Annotated in this window: 22 protein-coding genes; 13 read left to right on the top strand and 9 right to left on the bottom strand. The window is 64.9% G+C overall.

Features of this window, described 5'->3' with window-relative positions:
* Positions 1–36: 36 nt before the first annotated feature.
* From ACVIHF_RS13245 to ACVIHF_RS13235, 3 genes are all read left to right on the top strand, one after another.
* A complete protein-coding gene (locus ACVIHF_RS13245; protein ID WP_253608885.1) occupies positions 37–720 on the top strand; it encodes a DUF2161 domain-containing phosphodiesterase in 684 nt (227 codons plus the stop codon).
* Between the two features lie 107 nt (positions 721–827).
* Positions 828–1,127, top strand: coding sequence for a putative quinol monooxygenase (locus ACVIHF_RS13240; RefSeq protein WP_024581535.1), 300 nt, complete (start codon positions 828–830; stop codon positions 1,125–1,127).
* A gap of 89 nt (positions 1,128–1,216) precedes the next feature.
* Positions 1,217–1,525, top strand: a complete 309-nt coding sequence (locus tag ACVIHF_RS13235; RefSeq protein WP_016843036.1) for a hypothetical protein — start codon at positions 1,217–1,219, stop codon at positions 1,523–1,525.
* A gap of 136 nt (positions 1,526–1,661) precedes the next feature.
* Here ACVIHF_RS13235 and ACVIHF_RS13230 read toward each other — a convergent pair whose 3' ends face one another.
* On the bottom strand, positions 1,662–2,285 hold the full coding sequence (locus tag ACVIHF_RS13230; protein WP_253608887.1) for a GNAT family N-acetyltransferase: 624 nt from the start codon (positions 2,283–2,285) through the stop codon (positions 1,662–1,664).
* A gap of 140 nt (positions 2,286–2,425) precedes the next feature.
* Positions 2,426–2,824 (bottom strand): PaaI family thioesterase, encoded by a 399-nt coding sequence (locus ACVIHF_RS13225; protein WP_253608888.1) that lies wholly within the window; start codon positions 2,822–2,824, stop codon positions 2,426–2,428.
* A gap of 149 nt (positions 2,825–2,973) precedes the next feature.
* On the opposite strand from ACVIHF_RS13225, the gene ACVIHF_RS13220 reads away from it, so the two are divergent.
* Positions 2,974–3,762 carry a cobalamin-binding protein gene (locus ACVIHF_RS13220; RefSeq protein WP_253608889.1) on the top strand — a complete coding sequence of 263 codons (789 nt, stop codon included), beginning with the start codon at positions 2,974–2,976 and terminating at the stop codon, positions 3,760–3,762.
* A 105-nt stretch (positions 3,763–3,867) separates the two neighbouring features.
* Here ACVIHF_RS13220 and ACVIHF_RS13215 read toward each other — a convergent pair whose 3' ends face one another.
* Positions 3,868–5,145 carry an ArgE/DapE family deacylase gene (locus ACVIHF_RS13215; RefSeq protein WP_456780641.1) on the bottom strand — a complete coding sequence of 426 codons (1,278 nt, stop codon included), beginning with the start codon at positions 5,143–5,145 and terminating at the stop codon, positions 3,868–3,870.
* A 54-nt stretch (positions 5,146–5,199) separates the two neighbouring features.
* On the bottom strand, positions 5,200–5,892 hold the full coding sequence (locus ACVIHF_RS13210; protein WP_375167144.1) for a pyridoxamine 5'-phosphate oxidase family protein: 693 nt from the start codon (positions 5,890–5,892) through the stop codon (positions 5,200–5,202).
* A gap of 105 nt (positions 5,893–5,997) precedes the next feature.
* Here ACVIHF_RS13210 and pdxR point away from each other — a divergent pair, with 105 nt between their 5' ends.
* Genes pdxR through ACVIHF_RS13195 form a run of 3 tightly spaced genes read left to right on the top strand, consistent with a single transcriptional unit; the run spans position 5,998 to position 7,965 of the window.
* Complete coding sequence (gene pdxR, locus ACVIHF_RS13205) at positions 5,998–7,512, top strand: MocR-like pyridoxine biosynthesis transcription factor PdxR (protein ID WP_253608891.1); 1,515 nt, start codon at positions 5,998–6,000, stop codon at positions 7,510–7,512.
* Between the two features lie 46 nt (positions 7,513–7,558).
* Positions 7,559–7,708, top strand: a complete 150-nt coding sequence (locus ACVIHF_RS13200) for a hypothetical protein (RefSeq protein ID WP_167350431.1) — start codon at positions 7,559–7,561, stop codon at positions 7,706–7,708.
* 11 nt (positions 7,709–7,719) lie between these two features.
* Positions 7,720–7,965 carry a DUF6719 family protein gene (locus tag ACVIHF_RS13195; protein WP_210262764.1) on the top strand — a complete coding sequence of 82 codons (246 nt, stop codon included), beginning with the start codon at positions 7,720–7,722 and terminating at the stop codon, positions 7,963–7,965.
* Positions 7,966–8,016: 51 nt separating this feature from the next.
* Here the strand turns inward: ACVIHF_RS13195 and ACVIHF_RS13190 are convergent, their stop codons facing one another.
* Complete coding sequence (locus tag ACVIHF_RS13190; RefSeq protein WP_057019915.1) at positions 8,017–8,424, bottom strand: hypothetical protein; 408 nt, start codon at positions 8,422–8,424, stop codon at positions 8,017–8,019.
* Between the two features lie 39 nt (positions 8,425–8,463).
* Positions 8,464–8,844, bottom strand: a complete 381-nt coding sequence (locus tag ACVIHF_RS13185; protein ID WP_253608892.1) for a hypothetical protein — start codon at positions 8,842–8,844, stop codon at positions 8,464–8,466.
* Positions 8,845–9,056: 212 nt separating this feature from the next.
* Between ACVIHF_RS13185 and ACVIHF_RS13180 the strand changes: the two genes are divergently transcribed.
* A complete protein-coding gene (locus ACVIHF_RS13180) occupies positions 9,057–9,281 on the top strand; it encodes a hypothetical protein (RefSeq protein ID WP_076832039.1) in 225 nt (74 codons plus the stop codon).
* Between the two features lie 49 nt (positions 9,282–9,330).
* Here the strand turns inward: ACVIHF_RS13180 and ACVIHF_RS13175 are convergent, their stop codons facing one another.
* Positions 9,331–9,888 carry a CreA family protein gene (locus ACVIHF_RS13175; protein WP_253608893.1) on the bottom strand — a complete coding sequence of 186 codons (558 nt, stop codon included), beginning with the start codon at positions 9,886–9,888 and terminating at the stop codon, positions 9,331–9,333.
* A gap of 223 nt (positions 9,889–10,111) precedes the next feature.
* Between ACVIHF_RS13175 and ACVIHF_RS13170 the strand changes: the two genes are divergently transcribed.
* The 5 genes from ACVIHF_RS13170 to ACVIHF_RS13150 all read left to right on the top strand — a co-directional run bounded on the left by ACVIHF_RS13170 (position 10,112) and on the right by ACVIHF_RS13150 (position 14,725).
* Entirely contained in the window at positions 10,112–11,833 is a 1,722-nt protein-coding gene (locus tag ACVIHF_RS13170) for a L,D-transpeptidase family protein (RefSeq protein WP_253608894.1), read from the top strand.
* 128 nt (positions 11,834–11,961) lie between these two features.
* A complete protein-coding gene (locus ACVIHF_RS13165) occupies positions 11,962–12,531 on the top strand; it encodes a glutathione peroxidase (RefSeq protein ID WP_253608895.1) in 570 nt (189 codons plus the stop codon).
* A gap of 171 nt (positions 12,532–12,702) precedes the next feature.
* The gene (locus ACVIHF_RS13160) at positions 12,703–13,704 is read left to right on the top strand and encodes a polysaccharide deacetylase family protein (RefSeq protein ID WP_253608896.1); all 1,002 of its coding nucleotides are present in this window, start codon (positions 12,703–12,705) and stop codon (positions 13,702–13,704) included.
* A 17-nt stretch (positions 13,705–13,721) separates the two neighbouring features.
* On the top strand, positions 13,722–14,279 hold the full coding sequence (locus tag ACVIHF_RS13155) for a dihydrofolate reductase (protein ID WP_253608897.1): 558 nt from the start codon (positions 13,722–13,724) through the stop codon (positions 14,277–14,279).
* Positions 14,261–14,725 carry a hypothetical protein gene (locus ACVIHF_RS13150; protein WP_456794200.1) on the top strand — a complete coding sequence of 155 codons (465 nt, stop codon included), beginning with the start codon at positions 14,261–14,263 and terminating at the stop codon, positions 14,723–14,725. Before ACVIHF_RS13155 ends, ACVIHF_RS13150 begins: the two co-directional genes overlap by 19 nt.
* A gap of 91 nt (positions 14,726–14,816) precedes the next feature.
* On the opposite strand, the gene ACVIHF_RS13145 is transcribed toward ACVIHF_RS13150, so the two are convergent.
* Positions 14,817–15,269 carry a DoxX family protein gene (locus ACVIHF_RS13145; protein ID WP_253608899.1) on the bottom strand — a complete coding sequence of 151 codons (453 nt, stop codon included), beginning with the start codon at positions 15,267–15,269 and terminating at the stop codon, positions 14,817–14,819.
* Between the two features lie 156 nt (positions 15,270–15,425).
* Positions 15,426–17,735, bottom strand: coding sequence for an NADP-dependent malic enzyme (locus ACVIHF_RS13140; protein WP_057019906.1), 2,310 nt, complete (start codon positions 17,733–17,735; stop codon positions 15,426–15,428).
* Positions 17,736–17,825 lie beyond the last annotated feature (90 nt).

The raw sequence follows: 17,825 nt of genomic DNA, 5'->3' as shown, positions 1-17,825 counted from the left end.
CACCGAGTCGCGGCCGATGCCGCAGGAGCCTGCCTGTTGGAAACCGCGCTTTATCTGCCCGTCAAACGCTTCCTGGAAAAGCTCGGCTTCACGGTGAAGGGCGAGATCGGCGGCTGCGATCTCGTAGCGCTGAGCGGCGATGATCCACCGGTCGTCGTGATCGGCGAACTCAAGCTCGCCTTCAATCTCGAACTGATCCTGCAGGCGGTCGATCGCGCCGGCGCCGCTGACGAGGTGTGGATCGCGGCCAAGGTGTCGGCCCGCGGCAAGGGCCGCGAGAGCGACGCGCGCTATCGCAATCTGTGCCGGCGGCTCGGCTTCGGCATGCTCGGCGTCACCGATCGCGGCGACGTCGAGGTGCTGGTGCCGCCGCCGACCGCCGCGCCCCGCCGCAATCCGAAGAAACGTTCGCGGCTGATCACCGAGCACCAGAAGCGCAAGGGCGATCCCGCAATGGGCGGATCGACGCGGGCGCCGATCATGACCGCCTACCGGCAGCAGGCGCTGGCCTGCGCCTGTGCGCTTTCGGATGGGCCGCGGCGGGTGCGCGACCTTCGCGCGGATATTCCCGACGCCGGCAAGATCCTGCTGCATAATGTCTATGGCTGGTTCGATCGCGCCGAGCGCGGCATCTATGTGCTGACCGATGCCGGTCGCGCCGCGCTGAAGCGTTGGCCGCAGCAACAGACGAGTGCATCCGGGGCAGAAGCCGCCCCGTAGAGCATGATCCGGAAAAGTGCGAAGCGGTTTTCCGAAAAGATCATGCTCAAACAAGAACCTAAAGCGCGATGATGACTTGGCTTCATCGCGCATTGGAGGGGGAAATCATGATCGTCGTCACCGGCAGCGTCACCGCCCGCCCCGACTCGTTCGACGAGGTGCGGCGGCTGAGCCTTGAACATGTTCATCGCTCACGCACCGAGCCCGGCTGTATCTCCCACGCGGTCCATGTCGACTGCGAGAATCCGCTTAGACTGGTGTTCTTCGAGCAATGGGCCGACCGCGCCGCGCTGGCGGCGCATTTTGCGGTCCCTGCGTCGCGCGATTTCGTCCGCTCGCTGCAATCTCTCGCGGCCGCGGCGACCACCATCGAACTTTATGACGCTCACAAGATTGAGAGACTCTAGCTGCATGGCTGGATTGCCATCTCACATTCATATTGCAATGCAACATTGGGGACCTTACGTATCTCCCGCGATTCAATGATGAGGCGGCGATGAGCGGAGACTGGAACACCAAGTATGGCACCCGGCGCGTGCGGCATGATCCGCCGACGCTGGAAGAAGCAATCTTCGCTGCCATCGGCATCACCGATGACGTGGAGGCCCAGGCCGAGATCGCGTCGGCCCTGATGGGACTGCCCTATGACGACGTGCTCGCCGAGGTGAAGAAGACCGCGCGCGTCAGTGCCCGCACCGGCACGGCAACCCGCGTCATCGCCGGCGAACAGGGCGCGCAGCGCTCCGTGGTAGTCGAGCGCCGCGTGGTCCGCCGCTTTGCGACCGACAAGCGCACCGGCACCTGAGACGCACCATCCAATTGCTGAAAGAAAGAGGGCAATCCATTGAGTGGATTGCCCTTTTTCGTTTGATCCGAGATTCTTGTTGGGCGCGTGTCCTTCACGCGAACCGGTATCCACTTCGCTTGGAAACGCTGCCGATTCAGGCCGCCCGGCCCCAGCCGGAGATCTGCATCACCATGCGCCAATACGCGCGGTTCATTTCGACGATCGCGTGCGCAGCCTCGACCGGCGTCACCGCGGCGACAGCCGGCGCCGCTTCGGGCTGCTGCCGCTCGCTCAGGTCGATGCTGCCGGTCGACTCGCCATGACGGAAGGTCAGCTGGGCACCGAACTTGGTAGCGAGCGCCCGCATCGCATCGTTCTGTGCGCCAGTGGTGATGCGCAGGCTGCCGTAGCCCTTGGCGTGCGCCTCGGCGATCAGCTTGCGGAACAGGGTGCTGCCGACGCCCTTCCGCCGCGCCGACCGCTCGACGCTGAAAGCGATCTCGGGCTGGGCATCCGGTGACTGCTCCGGCGGATGCAACTCGGCCGCGCCGCGGACCACGCCGTCCTCGAAATAGGCGATGATGACCGTGCCGTCATTGGCGCAGCGCTCGGCGTAGCGGCGGATGAAACTGTCGTCGATGAAGCCATGAAAACGATCATGACGGCTGGTGCGATCCAGCCGCAGCAGGTGATCGCGCAGCAGCGGAAGCTCTTCCTGCTGGCTCAACGTCCGCACGGTGCCCTTGGCGGCCGTCGAACAAATGGAATCATAGTTCATTTCATAACTCCTCTTGGTAGCCCTCGAGGAGGCGTCGAGTCCCTAGCAATACCTATATTGTGCGACGCACCATAAAATTCAAGTACCGAGATTCATTCAATTAAGGCATGTGGTGATTGGAAAATCACATTATCGCCCCATCATAGTACCAGCTGTGTCTGGGTCACCACCGCGACCAGCTTGCCGTCTTCGGTCTCCAGCCTGGTCTGCCACACCTGGGTCCGTCGCCCGCGGTGAACCGGTGTTGCGGTCGCAATCACGGTCGTCCCCTCCTTGGCGCCGCCGATGAAGTTGGTCTTGCTCTCCAGCGTCGTGGTGCCCTTGGCGTCCCCGGGCAGGTTGATCACGGTCGCGGCGGCGCCGACCGAGTCCGCAAAGGCCATTACCGCGCCGCCATGGATCGTGTTGCGGAGGGTGCAGAGGTCCGGCCGCACCACCATTTTCGCGACCACCCGGTCCTGATCGGCCTCGATGAACGTAACGCCCTTCAGTTCCGCAAACGGCATCTTCATCGACTGGATCTTTTCGAGCGGCGTCATGGGCACTCCCTGCTTTGTGGCCTTCTTCGAGGTTGATATCGGGCATGATGGATTGCCAGAGCGGGCCCGGCAATGACGTCTGAGGTAATGGCGCGAATGACGTCATGACATGAGTGACAATGTGCCTCCGAGCCTGCATACCGCCTGCCATGCGCGACTTCCCTCCCCGCCGGATCGTCTGCCTGACCGAAGAGACGGTCGAGACGCTCTATCTGCTCGGCGAGCAGGACCGCATCGTGGGCGTCTCCGGCTACGCGGTGCGGCCACCGCAGGTCCGCCGGGAGAAGCCGCGCGTGTCGGCGTTCATCTCCGCCGACATGCCAAAGATCCTGGCGCTCGACCCCGATCTGGTGCTCGCCTTCTCCGATCTGCAGGCCGACATCGTCGCCGATCTCGTGCGCGCCGGCGTCGCCGTCCACGTCTTCAACCAGCGCGACGTCGCCGGCATCCTCGCGATGATCCGCAGTCTGGGCGCAATGGTCGGTGCCGCCGACCGCGCCGATCGGCTCGCGCAAAACCTCGAACAACGGCTGGCGACGATCGCGGCAACGCCGCGTCCGGCACCGCGGCCAAAGGTCTATTTCGAGGAATGGGACGATCCGCTGATCAGCGGCATCGGCTGGGTGTCCGAACTGACCGAGATCGCCGGCGGCGAGGACGCGCTGCCGCATTTGCGCGTTCACAAGGCGGCCAAGGATCGCATCGTCACGCCTGACGCGGTGCGCGCGGCGATGCCCGACGTGATCCTGGCGTCCTGGTGCGGCAAGAAGGTCGTGCCCGACCGCATCCGCAAGCGTGAGGGCTGGAGCGAAATCCCGGCGGTGCGCAACGACCGCATCGTCGAGATCAAGTCGCCGATCATTCTGCAGCCCGGGCCTGCCGCGCTGACGGATGGGCTCGATGCGATCGTGAAGGCGTTGTGGCCGGAGCCCCCTTAAGCTCTCGCCATCGTCATTGCGAGCGAAGCGAAGCAATCCATGTCACCGCTTGCCGAGAAATGGATTGCTTCGTCGCTTCGCTCCTCGCAATCACGGAGAGACTACCTACGCCTTCTCTACGCCGCACCATTCCGCGATGAACAGCGCCATCGCCTTGGTCGCTTTGCGCAGCGACTCCAGCTCGACATATTCGTTGAAGCCGTGCATCGCCGCGCCGGTGGCGCCGAAGCAGAGGCTCGGGATGTTGTGGTTCAGACCGTAGAAGCGCGTGTCGGTCAACGCGGTGAAGGCGCGGTCTTCCACCGCGCCGCCATAGACGACCGAGTGCGCCTTGGCGAAGGCAGCTTCCGGTGCCTCGGAGTTCACCAATTCGTAGCCTTCCGACAGGAAGCCCGACCATTCGACCTGCGGCGGATTATTGGAGAGGAAGCGATGATCGCGCGCCGCCGCCGACACGCAGGCAAGAATCTCCTTCTGGCACTCGGCGATCGACCAGCCCGGCAAGACCGCGATGCGGCAGTCGACGTCGCACCAGGCCGGCACGCTGGAGGCCCAGTCGCCGCCCTTGATGATGCCCGGATTGAAATTGATCGGGTGATTGACGTCCTTGAAGTGGCGGTCGGCCTTGGCGCGCTCGTTCCAGGCGATCTCGAGTTTCTCCAGCGCATGCACCAGATGATACGCCGCCATGATTGCGTTCGAGCCCGCGCCGGCCTCGAACACATGCACCGGGAAACCGCGCACCTTCAGGCGGAACCAGATCACGCCGACCTGCGAGCGGATCATCGTGCCGTTGGTCGGCTCCGGGATGAAGCAGGCATCGGCGCGATAGCCGCGCTGCAAGGTCGAGAGCGCGCCGACGCCGGTGCTCTCCTCCTCGATCACGGACTGGAAGTGAATCCGCGCTGTCGGCTTCAGCCCGGCCTTCCTGATCGCATCCAGCGCATAGAGCGCGGCGATGGTGCCGGACTTCATGTCGCAGGCGCCGCGGCCATACATCCTGCCGTCCTTGATGACGGGCGAGAACGGCGGCGTCTCCCACATCTCGAGCGGACCGGTCGGCACCACGTCGCAGTGGCCCTGCAGGATCAGCGATTTGCCGGCATTGCTGGCCGGGCGGTAAGTGCCGACCACCGTGCGCGCCTTCGAGAAATCATGCTCGATCGGGCCGAAGCCGCGCAAATCCTTCAGCTCGTCGAGATTGATGTGCCAGTCGTCGACCTCGTAGCCGCGCTCGCGCAGGAGATCGCCGATCATGTCCTGGCACGGCCCCTCGGCGCCGCGGGTCGAGGGGATCGCGACAAAGGCCTGCGTCGTCGCAAGCTGCGCATCGAATCCCTCATCAACAGCGGCAAGGATTCGTTGTTGCGTCTCGGCAGTCATGCTTTGGCTCCATCGGGAAAACAGATCAGGCGGGAGCCGCAGCGTAGCCCGATTTCACTCCGCGGGGTATTGCGCAAAATAGGCGTCCCGCAATGCATCTTCGAGCAGCCGGCCTTCCGAATAGCCATCGAGCGTCTTCGGCCGCGTCACGCCGTCGAGCAGCCGCGGGCACGGCTCGGGCGCGCCGAGCACGGCGCGCACCGGAATGCGCTCGGCATAGATCGGCAACTCGTAATCCTCGTCATCGTCGGCGACGCCCTTGGCGCGAATTTTTGCCGAGGCCTCCTCGATCTCCATCGCGATGAACGAGGTCGCCTTGATCTCCTGCTTGTTGCTGGCACGCAGGCTCGCGGTGCGCTCGGGGAAGAAACGGTCGACCATCGCGACGATCGCGCGTTCCTTCTCTGCGGGGTCGGTGACGAGATAGGCTGACCCGAACGCCATCACCGCGCGATAGTCGGCCGAGTGGTTGAAGCCGCAGCGCGCCAGCACCAGGCTGTCGAGATGGGCGACCGTCAGGCACACGCGTTGCCCTTCGGACTGGTTCTCCAGCATCCGGCTCGCGCTCGAGCCGTGCCAGTAGAGCCTGGTGCCCTCGCGCCAGAAGAAGGTCGGCGTGCAATAGGGCTGGCCGTCGATCACGTAGGAGACGTGGCACAGCATCGAGGCGTCGAGGATCTTGTGCACGGTGGCGTGGTCGTAGAAGCCGCGGTCGTGGCGGCGCTTCACGCGGCTGCGGGACGACATGGGATAGGACGGAGCGGATGCGCCTTCGGTCACGGTGAGCCTTTCGAAATCTGGAATCTGTCCAGAATTGTAGCGGCTCATTTGGTCTGCGATAGTGCCAATTCCATGCGAAAAATTCCGACCAATTCCCGGGAGCCCGCGGCGCGCAAGGCCGAGCTGCCGCTCGATCTCGCCGGCCCGCACGTCACCCCCGGCGCGGCCTCGCAGCAGCGGCTCTATCAGGCGCTGTGCCACGCGATCGTCGGCGGCCTCGTCAAGCCGGGCGAGCCGCTGCCGCCGTCGCGCGCGCTCGCCAAGCAGACCGGCTTCCGCCGCAACGCGGTCACCACGGCCTATGAGCGGCTGATCGCCGACGGCTTTGCGGTGGCAACCACGGGCTCCGGAACTTTCGTCGCGGCGCGCATTCCGGCGCAGGCCGCCGCGCCGCGCCGCGCAAGGATCGCGATCGAGCCGCCGCAGCACAATGCGCTGTCGCTCGGCTGCACCCATATCGACGAGCGCGCATTGCAGCGCTTCCGCGCCTTCGCCGGCCGCAGGCTGCGCGCCTTCGGGTCCGAGCATCTGCATTACGGCGATCCCCGCGGCAGCAGCGAGCTGCGCGCGGCGATATCGGACCATCTGCTGTCGGCGCGCGGGCTGCGCTGCGACCCCGACCAAATCATGCTGGCGTCCGGCACGCTGCATGCCCTGCGCATCGTGCTCGGGGCGATCCTCAAGCCCGGCGACCAGGTCTGGTGCGAAGACCCCGGCTATCCGGCGGCGCGGCGCGCGATCGAGCATTGCGGCTATCGTCCGGTGTCGGTGCCGGTCGACATGTCGGGCATGCGCATCGACAAGGGGCGCGCGTCCGCGCCGCAAGCGCGCGCTGCCTATGTCACGCCCTCGCACCAGTTTCCGCTCGGCGTGCAGATGTCGATGCCGCGCCGGCTCGAGCTGCTCGACTGGGCACGGGATGCCGGCGCCTTCGTGTTCGAAGACGACTACGACAGCGAGTTCCGCTACGACGGCGCGCCGCTGTTGTCGCTGGCCGGCATCGATCATCTGCGCCGCGTGATCTACATGGGCACGTTTGCGAAGACGTTGTTTCCCGGATTGCGGATCGGCTATTGCGCCCTGCCCGAAGCCTTGATCGGACCGGTGACGGCGGCGCGCGCCGCGCTCGACCGCTTTCCCGCCACGTTGATGGAAGGCGCGGTCGCCGACATGCTGAACTCCGGCGCCTTTGCGGCCAACTTACGCAAATCGCGCAAACTCTATCGCGAGGCGCGCGACGTCCTGGCGTCGACGCTTGTGAGCGCATCCGAAGGCGAGCTCACGGTTCCCGTGCCCTCGCAGGGCCTGCACCTCGTGGCGCGGCTCGATCCCGCGACCGATCCGCTGATTGCCGCGCAGGCAAAGGCTAATGCCGGCGTCGGCGGCTGGTTGCTCGCCGAGACCTATCATCGCGCGCGCCCATTGCCTGGCTTCGTGCTGGGATTTTCCGGGCATCCGGCTCCGCAACTCGTTGCATCGGCGGAACGATTGGCGAAGACAACGCTCGCCGCGCTGCGCGCGACGCGCAAGACATCGGTCAAGCCATCCGCCAAGCCGCAGCGCTCTAGGAGAATCGCAGTCACCTGACTAAGGTCGCCCGCGTTCAGTCAGTGTCCGCTTACGGAGATACCGGATGCCAAATCGCAACGTCCTGTATCTCGTGATCGCCGCGCTGGTCGTGATCGCAGGCATGCTCGGCTACAATCTTTATCAGGCGAACAAGCAGCCCGAAGGCCTTCAGATCAATGTCGGCCCCGACGGGCTCAAGATCCAGAACAAGTGAAGGAGGCTGCGATGCTGCGCTTGGGATTCGTCGCGCTGGTCAGCGTCGCAGCTCTTGGCGCGATGACTCAATCCGCCGCAGCAGAGCAGTCCTACATGCGCGAGGGCGACATCGTCGATCTGCGGGTCGGCCAGCGCGTCCTTGTCGATGACGGCTCGTGCCCGGCCGGGCAGATCAAGCAGGTCGTCGGCTCCAGGCTGAGCCAGAACGGCGTGGTGCGGACCAGCAGCTGCGTGCCGCGCCTCGCCAAAAAGTAAAACGCCCCGCTGACGCGAGGCGCTGCGGTCCTCATTGCTTTGAGGCGCGGCTCAGTTCGAGACCGGCTCGAACATGCATTGCAGGGTCGGCTTGGCGATCTTGGTGAAGGTCGGCCCGATCTCGCCCTGCTTGGACGGCGGCACCCAATCGGTCTCGATGGTCGGCACGCCGGTCTCGCTGATACCGCGTAGCAGCGCCTGGCGTAGGTCGGGATCGTCCACGGTCGCGGCGGCGTGGTCGTGCAGGCAGCCGCACACGGCCTCGGGATGCGCCCAGCGGCCGAGCATATGCGGCGCGCATTGCCGCACGAACTCGTCGCGCGGTTCAGGCACGCGGTACAGCGAGCGGATCTGCATCGATTCGAGGGGGAGCTGGGATTGGGCCTGCGCGGCGCCCGCCAAGGGCCCCATCAGGACGAGCGATGCCAACATCGCGGCGGAACAGATACGGAGCAGCATGGGGAGCCTTTACCGGCAGTTCTGTTTTTTGCGTCGCGCTCAGTTGGCCTGCGCCAGCACCATCGGGACCGGGGTGACTACCGGCGAGCCGTTATAGGAGAAGGTGCCAATCCCGGGCAAACCGCTGTCCGGCGAGCCTGCCATCGACGAACCGGCCATCACAAAGGCGAAGGCGAGGATCAGGCTCATGGTTCGCATCTGAAAGTCTCCGTTATTCCGCTCGTCGGCGTCCGGCGCCGTTGTGTGACGGTCTGATAACGATCTGCCGTTTCCGGAGTTCTGCGGAACAAGCCGAAAATGGTTTCGTCGGAACTCGAATTGTTTCGTCGACCAGCGGTCCACGAAACATTCGGCGGAAAACACCAATGATTTCAGCGGCAGCAGCGTGACTGAAAAGCTGTTGAAAACTTCGCGCGACAATGCCGGCCCCCGGCCACTGCCGGAGCGACAGCCAATTATGCGTGCAAACTGAACGAGCTACCGCGCTTTGTTAACTTTCCTCTGCTGAGAGGAGAAGCAGCACAGCAAGGGCTGCGGTGAACCGGGCGGCGGTTTCGTCGACTCATGTCTGGGCGCCGTGCAACCATCTTCGCGGTGGCACGTTGTCGTAATCCCTCCCGATCCAACGAAGGATGTCAGTCGTGGGCAATGGCAACATCGGTGTTGGCAATGAATCCGCGGCGAGCAAATCCGGCCAGCAGCAGATGACGGCCGCGATGCCGCAGCAAGGCGCCTACGTGATGGGCGACAATGAGTGCGCGCCGCAGAAGCTGGTCCGCCTCGTCGGCTGCCGCGACTCGAAGGTCAAACCGGGCCTTGGCATCAGCGCGAAGCAGTTCGGGCAAACCGAGCGCTAGCTCGCCCACCGCCTCAGCCGCCTGGGCCAAGCCCCTGCCCCTGCTCCAGCTATTGAATGAACTCGCCGCACTTCTGCACGGCAGTATCGGCCGCGCCCCACGGCATGATCGGCACCGACGACGTCGAGTTCTTTGGCGAGCCCTCGATCAGGCGGTCCGAATAGACCATGTAGACCAGCACATTGCGCTTGGCGTCGCAGCCGCGCACGATCTGCATCTTCTTGAAGAACAGCGACCGGCGCTTGCTGAACATGTCATCGCCCTGCCCGAGCTTGGTCTTGAAGCGGATCGGCCCGATCTGCCGGCAAGCCAGCGAGATATCGGAGACTTCCTCGGCAAGGCCAAGCCAGCCCTTGAAGCCGCCCCTCTCCGGCACCGTGAAGTGACAGGCGACGCCCTCGACCTCGGGATCGTCGACGCCATAGGTCGCGAGCTTGTCGTTGGGGCTCACCCATTTGAACACGGTGGAGCGGCGGAAGATCAGGTCCGGCTCGTCGGCCGCGACCGCAGGACCCGCCTGCCCCAAAGCCAGCAACATCAGCAGCACCGCGCATCCCCATCGAGACAACCGTCGCAGGTCACACAAGCTCACAGTTCTCGATGTCATTGAGGTCTCCGCGGGGTGGGTCCCGCCTATGTAGTGCGCAAACGCCGCACAGGAAGGCGCTGACAGTTCGGTGATCGAACGCGGCGCTTTAACCTCTTGTGAGGCTTTTTTGTTACTCTTTCGTCGAAAATACCGCCCTCACGGAAGGGTTAGATCGCTTGCGCTGGTGAACGCGTTGTGCGTCTGCGACAACCAACATGTAGTTTGGACTGGGATTCGGAATATGCGCGCAGGTGGACGGCGGATTTCGGTTTTTGACTTCGCGAATGAGCGGTTCTGGCAGCTGGCAATTCTGACGACCGCCGGCACCGTCGCCGCCTCCACGCAGGCCGATGCAGCGCTCTATTACTGGAACCGCGACTCCGCCTTCTACGGCGACTACGAGCCGATGCCGCTGCCACAGCCGCACCGGCAAAAGCCGAAGCGCAGCACAGCCAAGAAGAATCCGGCGATCGAGAAGGAGGCCGGCAGCAAGCCGCAAGGTCCCCTGATCATCTCGGTCTCGATCGACCAGCAGCGGGTCAGCCTCTACGACGCCAACGGCCTCTATGCCGAGAGCCCGGTGTCAACGGGCATGAAGGGGCATTCGACCCCGATGGGTGTCTTCAGCGTCATCCAGAAGCAGAAGTACCACCAGTCCAACATCTATAGCGGCGCGCCGATGCCGTATATGCAGCGCATCACCTGGTCGGGCATCGCCATGCACGCCGGCGTGCTGCCCGGCTATCCGGCGTCCCACGGCTGCATCCGCATGCCGATGTCGTTCGCGGTCAAGATGTACAATTGGACGCGGATGGGCGCCCGCGTCTTCGTCACGCCGGGCACGATCTCGCCGGAAAGTTTCTCGCACCCGCTGCTGGTCACGCAGAAGGTGGCGCCGCAGCAGCCGGTTGCCGACGACATTCTGAAGATGGATGCGCCGCTCGGCGTGAAGAGCGACAAGGGCGCCGACAAGCAGTCCAGTCTCGATTTGCGCAGCAGCGTCGGTCATGCCGCCGCGTCGCTGCGCGACAACACCCACACCGCCGACGCCAGCAGCGCGATGCCGGCAGCGAGTGCGTCAGTGACAATGTCCGATGCGTCCTCTTCCACGGCGCGCGACGCCATCGCGGAGAAGATCGCAGCGGACAAGTCCGAGACCGTGAAGCCCGAGACGGCCGCCGCCGACAAGCCGGCCGAGACCAATTCCGCCGGCCACGACAGCAACGCGACCACAGATGACAAGACGGTCGGCGAAACCACCGCCAGCACCGACACGCCAAAGAGCGAGGTCTCCGCAAGCGATCCGGTGAAGGCGGAAGCCAAGGCCGACGAGCCGAAGGCGGACGCCGCCAAGCCTGGTGTTGCCGAGGCGCCCAAGATCGATGCACCGAAGGCCGATGCATCGAAGGCCGCTGACAAGCCCGCCGAGGCAGCGATCGCAGCTGATGGGCCCGACGCCAAGAAGGATCCGGCGCGGCTGCCGGGCACCGCCAGGATCGACGTGCCGAAGCGCGCCGGCCAGATTGCGGTGTTCATCAGCCGCAAGGATTCCAAGCTCTACGTGCGGCAGAATTTTGCACCTCTGTTCGAGGTGCCGGTGACGATCGCGGCAAGCGACCGGCCGCTCGGCACCCATGTGTTCACCGCACAAGCCGACAAGACCGATACGAACCTGCTGCGCTGGTCGGTGGTGACGCTGCCGACCCGCAACGTCGCCCGCATCGACGTCGAGGAGCGTGCCTCGCATCGCCGCAAGGTCGCGGCCGCAGCAGTGGCCGAGGCCAGGCCGCAGCCGGTGACCAACAGTCCGGCCGAGGCGCTCGACCGCATCTCGATTCCGGCCGACGTGATGGCGCGGATCAGCGAAGCGCTCGGCACCGGCGGATCGATCATCGTCTCCGACCTCGGTGTGAACCAGGGCGAGACCGGCGAAGGCACTGACTTCATCCTGCCGCTGCGTTGAGGCGATCGATCCCGGATTTCGCTTCGCTCCATCCGGGCTACTCGCCTCCGGCAATAACGCCTTCTTGAAAGCCTGCGCGTCCCCTCCGGATTATGATCCCGACGAACATCTGTTCCGGGGACGAGACCATGATGGACCGCAGGACCCTGATCGTGACCGCGATCGCCGCAGCCGCGGCATCCCGCCCGCTGCATGCCGAGCAGCCCGCGATAAGCCGGATCACCGCCTACGCCTTCTCATTTCCGGCACTCGGCGGCGGCGATATCAGACTTGCCGACTATGCCGGCCGTCCGCTGATGATCGTGAACACGGCCTCGCTTTGCGGCTTCACGCCGCAATATGCCGGCCTGCAGCAACTCTGGACCGAATTCCGCGATCGCGGCTTCGTCATCATTGGCGTCCCCTCCAATGATTTCGGCGGCCAGGAGCCCGGCGGCCCAACCGATATCGCCGAGACTGCGCAGCATCAATATGGCGTCACCTTCCCGATCGCGGCGAAAGCAATCGTCCGCGGAGCGAGCGCGCATCCGTTCTACCGCTGGGCGGCGGAGGCTCGGCCAAAGGACGTGCCGCGCTGGAATTTTCACAAATACCTGATCGGCCGCGACGGCTACATCGCCGACGTTTTCGCTGAGTCGGTTGCGCCCGACGACACGCGCATCAAGACCGGGATCGCACGGGCATCGGCGGCCGCGTGAGATATGACGATAATCCCCGGAATTAACTGATCCGACGAGGATTTTGGACACGCGCTCGCCACGTTCATTGCCTTGGCGTCGCCACTGCGACTAGGGTACGATCGGTTGGGGGCGAAGCGACCCGGTCGCGGCAATGCCGGCGCCGGGAGCGCGAGCAGCAGGGAACACGCCATGCGCATTGCGACAGGTCTGATTTTTGCGGGGACCGTATCGTTGCTCGCGTCGAGCGCAGCTTGGTCGCAGACGTCGCCCCCCAAGGGCGCTACTGCGGCACCGGCGGCACCAGCGGCCGCGGCTCCCGCGCCCGCCGCCGCAGCACCGGCCCCGGCAACCGCAACCGCAGCCCCGGTTCCGCCGAAGCAACCGCCACAGCCGGCGCGCGCCGCCTGCAACAATCCGAACGCGCTCGGCGTCGGCCGCACGGTCGAGATCGATACCACCGGCGGTCCGGGCTTCGGCTTCGAGCATTTCAAGCAGCTCGACTTCCTTCGCGACCATGAGGTGGTGCTGACCTTCGACGACGGCCCGTGGCCGGGCAACACGCCGGCAGTGCTGAAGGCGCTCGCGGATGAATGCACCACGGGCATCTTCTTCCCGATCGGCAAGCACGCGACCTATCACCCCGAAATCCTGCGGCAGGTCTATGCCGCCGGCCACACGGTCGGCGCTCACACCTGGTCGCACGCCAATCTGAACAACAAGAAGCTGACCGAGGATCAGAAGAAGGACGAGATCGAGCGCGGCTACGCTGCGGTCAAGTGGGCGCTCGAGACCTCACCCTCGCCGTTCTTCCGCTTCCCGGCGCTGCAGCATCCGCCGGAGATGGTGACCTATCTCGGCAACCGCAACATCGCGATCTTCTCCTGCGACCTCGACTCCTTCGACTTCAAGGCGAGCAAGCCGCAGCAGGTGATCGACACCGTGATGAAGAAGCTGAACAAGCTCGGCAAGGGCATCATCCTGATGCACGACTTCCAGAAGCACACCGCGGAAGCGCTACCCACGCTGCTGACGCAGCTCAAGGCCGGCGGCTACAAGGTGGTCGCGATGCGCGCCAAGTTCCCGGTGACGGTGCTGCCGCAATACGAGCAGGAGCTCGCCAAGGACGTCAAGCTGCCGACTGTAAGCTCGCGCCCGGTGAACAGCGTCGTCACCACCGTCGATCAGCAATAACGCCGGCGACAATCCTGGTGCCGGCGCTGCGTATCGAAGGCTTCGTCATCGTCTCCGCCGATGGCCGGCTGGCGAATGCGCGGAACGTAATGCCCGACGACCTCAAGATCGAGGGCGACAAGCGGTTCTTCACCGCGGCCCTCGACCGCGCCGACCTCGTCGTGCATGGTCGTAACTCCCAGGAAGAGCAGCCGAACGCGCCGAAGCGGCGGCGCCTGATCCTGACCAGCAAGGTTGCGGCGACCGCGCCCGACCCCGACAATCCGAAGGCGCTGTTGTGGAATCCCGCCGGCTGCCCGTTCGAGACCGCGAGCCGCGAGGCCGGCGTGACCTCGGGCATGGTCGCGATCATCGGCGGCCCCGGCGTGTTCGGCATGTTCATGGATCGCTACGACACGTTCTGGCTCTCGGTCGCGCCACGGGTGCGCATCCCCGACGGCGAGCCGTGCTTTCCCGGCGTCCCCGCCCGCACCCCGCAGCAGGTGCTGTCAGCGCACGGCCTGCACGCCGGCGCGCCGCAGCTGATCGATGCTGCGCAGGACGTCAGCGTTACGCCGTGGCGGCGAAGCGCATAGATCCCGAGCAGCTTGCGATGAACAACGGCATGACCTCCCTGGCGAAGGCCGTAGCTCTTGTGGCGATGGCGTCGCTGGTCGCAACCAGCGCAGTCGGCGCCTGCAAAACCACCCTGCGCGGCGAACTCGTGCAAGCGCCCGGCGACCGCAAGGCCTATGTCGGGGAATTCCTGTACTTCTACCTCGTCGAAATGACGACGGAGGGCCCGACGGGCCCGGAGAAGCTCTTTCAATCGTTCGTGGTTCCCAACACGAGCGAGACGCTTCCCATTCCGTTCGCCCTGGAAATCGATCAGCCCAAAGACTGTCCAGGCGAACTCGAACTGCGCGTCGATACCAAAGACCGGGATATCATGCGACTTGGCACCGACACGTCATCGGCTGGCGGGAAAACGATCAGGCTAGAAAGGTTTGAGAGCGTACCGATGTGGGGACCACTTTTCTGAACCTCACAGTGGCGCATGGATGCGTGACAAGCCGGCAATAACTCGTCGGACGAGCTAGCGCAGCGTAGATCGCCCGGCGGTCTGCCGTGACCTACACGTCCCCATAGGCCGGGTCGTCGCGGCGCGGGCCGCGGCCGTAGCCGGCGATGATGAACAGCGCGCCGATCAACGACAGGTTCTTCAGCGCATCGATCAGCGTCCTGAGGTTGTCGGGCGCCGGCTGATTCCAGAAGTCATGGAAGTAGAAGGTGGCGAAGCACACGAAGATGATCAGGAGAATCGCGAAGAACCGCGCCAGCACGTTCACCGCGATCATCAGCCCCGCGACGATCTCGAAGCCGCCGATCGTGACCGCCAGCAGCTGCATGAGGGGCATGCCGACGGCGGTTTCGATCTGCTGCGTATAGGGCGCGACCACGGCCGGGATCGTCACCTTGGCCGCCAGCAGATCCGCCGTCGCCTGGATGCCGAACAGCTTGCTCGCTCCCGAATAGAGGAACAGCACGGCGAACAGGATCCGCCCGAAGGTGATGAACGCTGGCATGGGTCGGCCTCACTGGATGGCAGAAATCGGACGAAGCAGGCGAAGCGATTATGGTCGCTCCACCTGCCTCGATCAAATCGAATCCATCTCGGTTCAAACACGATGCGGAAAACCGCGCTGCGGTTATCCGAACATAACGTGCTCAAACAACGGCCGTCAGCCGAACAGCGTCGGCTGCGCGCGGCCGGCGCGTTCCTGGGCTTCGACGGCGGCCACCGCCGTCATGTTGAGGATGCCGCGCGCCGTCACGCCGGGGGTGAGGATGTGCGCCGGGCGCGCCGGACCGATCAGGATCGGCCCCACCGGCAACGCGTTGGCCAGCGATTTGATCATTTGATAGGCGATGTTGGCGGCATCGAGGTTCGGCATGATCAGGATGTTGGCCTCGCCTTCCAGCCGCGACTGCGGCAGCACCAGGCGCCGCGCCGCCGCCGACAGCGCGGTGTCGCCCTGCATCTCGCCGTCGGCCTCGATCTCCGGATGCTTGTCCTTCAAGAGCTGGGTCGCTCGCCGCATCTTGCGCGAGGAATCCGTGTCATAGCTGCCGAAGTCGGAATGTGACACGAAGGCGACCCTCGGCTTGAAGGCGAAGCGCTGGACGTGGATCGCCGCGAGCGATGCCACTTCAGCGAGTTCCTCCGCGCTCGGGTTCGGCCGCACCTGGGTATCGGCGAGGAAATGGGCTCCGGTGGAGGTGATCATCAGCGCCAGCGCGGCATAGTCGCTGACCCCCGGCAGGAAGCCGATGATCTCGCGGACATGGCGCAGATGGCTCATGTAGCGGCCCTCGACGCCGCACAGCATCGCGTCGGCCTCGCCACGCGACACGGCAAGCGCCGCGATCACGGTATTGTTGGTGCGGACCACGGTCCGCGCGGCCTCCGGTGTCACGCCGCGCCGGCCGGCGACGTCGATATAGGACTGCACATAGGAACGGTAGCGCGGATCGTCCTCGGGATTGATCAGGTCGAAATCGCGGCCGGCCTTGATCGACAGGCCGAAGCGCTTGATCCTGGTCTCGACCACCGACGGACGGCCGACCAGGATCGGCCGCGCCAGCTTTTCCTCGAGCACCACCTGCGTCGCGCGCAGCACACGCTCGTCCTCGCCTTCGGCGTAGATCACGCGCACCGGCTGGGTCTTCGCCTTGGCGAACACCGGCTTCATGGTGAGGCCGGAGCGGAAGGCGAAGCGTTCGAGATTGGCGGCGTATTCGTCGAAATTGGTGATCGGCCGGGTCGCGACGCCGGACTCGATCGCGGCCCTGGCCACCGCCGGCGCGATGCGCAGGATCAGGCGCGGATCGAACGGGCTCGGGATCAGCGAACCGGGGCCAAACCCCTGGGTCTCGCCGCTCTCGAAACCATGGGCCACCGCATCCGACGGCGGATCGCGCGCGAGCTGCGCGATCGCGTCCACCGCGGCATGCTTCATCGCCTCGTTGATCGCGGTGGCGCCGACGTCGAGCGCGCCGCGGAAGATGAAGGGGAAGCAGAGCACGTTGTTGACCTGGTTCGGAAAGTCCGACCGTCCGGTGCAGATCATCGCGTCGGGACGCGCCAGACGCGCCTCATCCGGCATGATCTCCGGCACCGGATTGGCCAGCGCCATCACCAGCGGCTTGTCGCCCATCTGCTTGACCATTTCGGGCTTCAGCACACCCGGCGCCGACAGGCCGATGAAGATGTCCGCGCCCGGAATGACGTCGGCGAGCACGCGTGCGTCGGTCTTCTGGGTATAGACCGCCTTCCAGCGATCCATCGTGGTGTTGCGGCCCTCATAGACCACACCGTCGATGTCGCAGACCCAGATGTTCTTGCGCTGCGCCCCCATCGAGACCAGCAGATTGAGGGTTGCGATCGCGGCGGCGCCGGCGCCCGAGCAGACGATCTTCACGTCAGACAGTTGCTTGCCGTTCAACAACAGCCCGTTGACGATCGCCGCGGCGACGATGATGGCGGTGCCGTGCTGGTCGTCGTGGAAGACCGGGATCTTCATGCGCTCCTTGAGCTGCGCCTCGATCTCGAAGCACTCAGGTCCGCGGATGTCCTCGAGATTGATGCCGCCGAAGGTCGGCTCCAGCGCGGCAACGGTCTCGACTACGCGCTCGATCGTGTCGGCCTTGATCTCGATGTCGAACACGTCGATGCCGGCGAATTTCTTGAACAGCACCGCCTTGCCTTCCATGACGGGCTTCGAGGCCAGCGGACCGATATTGCCGAGACCGAGCACCGCGGTGCCGTTCGAGACCACGGCGACCAGATTGGCGCGCGCGGTCAGCGTCGCCGCCTCGGCCGGGTTCTTGGCGATCTCGGTGCAGGCGGCGGCCACGCCCGGCGAATAGGCCAGCGCCAGGTCACGCTGGTTGGCAAGCGGCTTGATCGCCTGGATCTCGAGCTTGCCCGGCCGCGGCAGCCGGTGGTAGGCGAGCGCCGCGTTGTGGAGTTCTTCAGACGATGACGACATGCGTGCTCCCCGCGTTTCCGGCCCAAATTTCTTGTTTCTGTGCTAATCCAGGCAAAAGTCAGTTGTCCGGCAAATCGAGCCGGATGTGAA

The organism is Bradyrhizobium sp. USDA 4506 (assembly GCF_054058795.1).
This window is presented reverse-complemented; position numbering and strand designations above follow the sequence as displayed.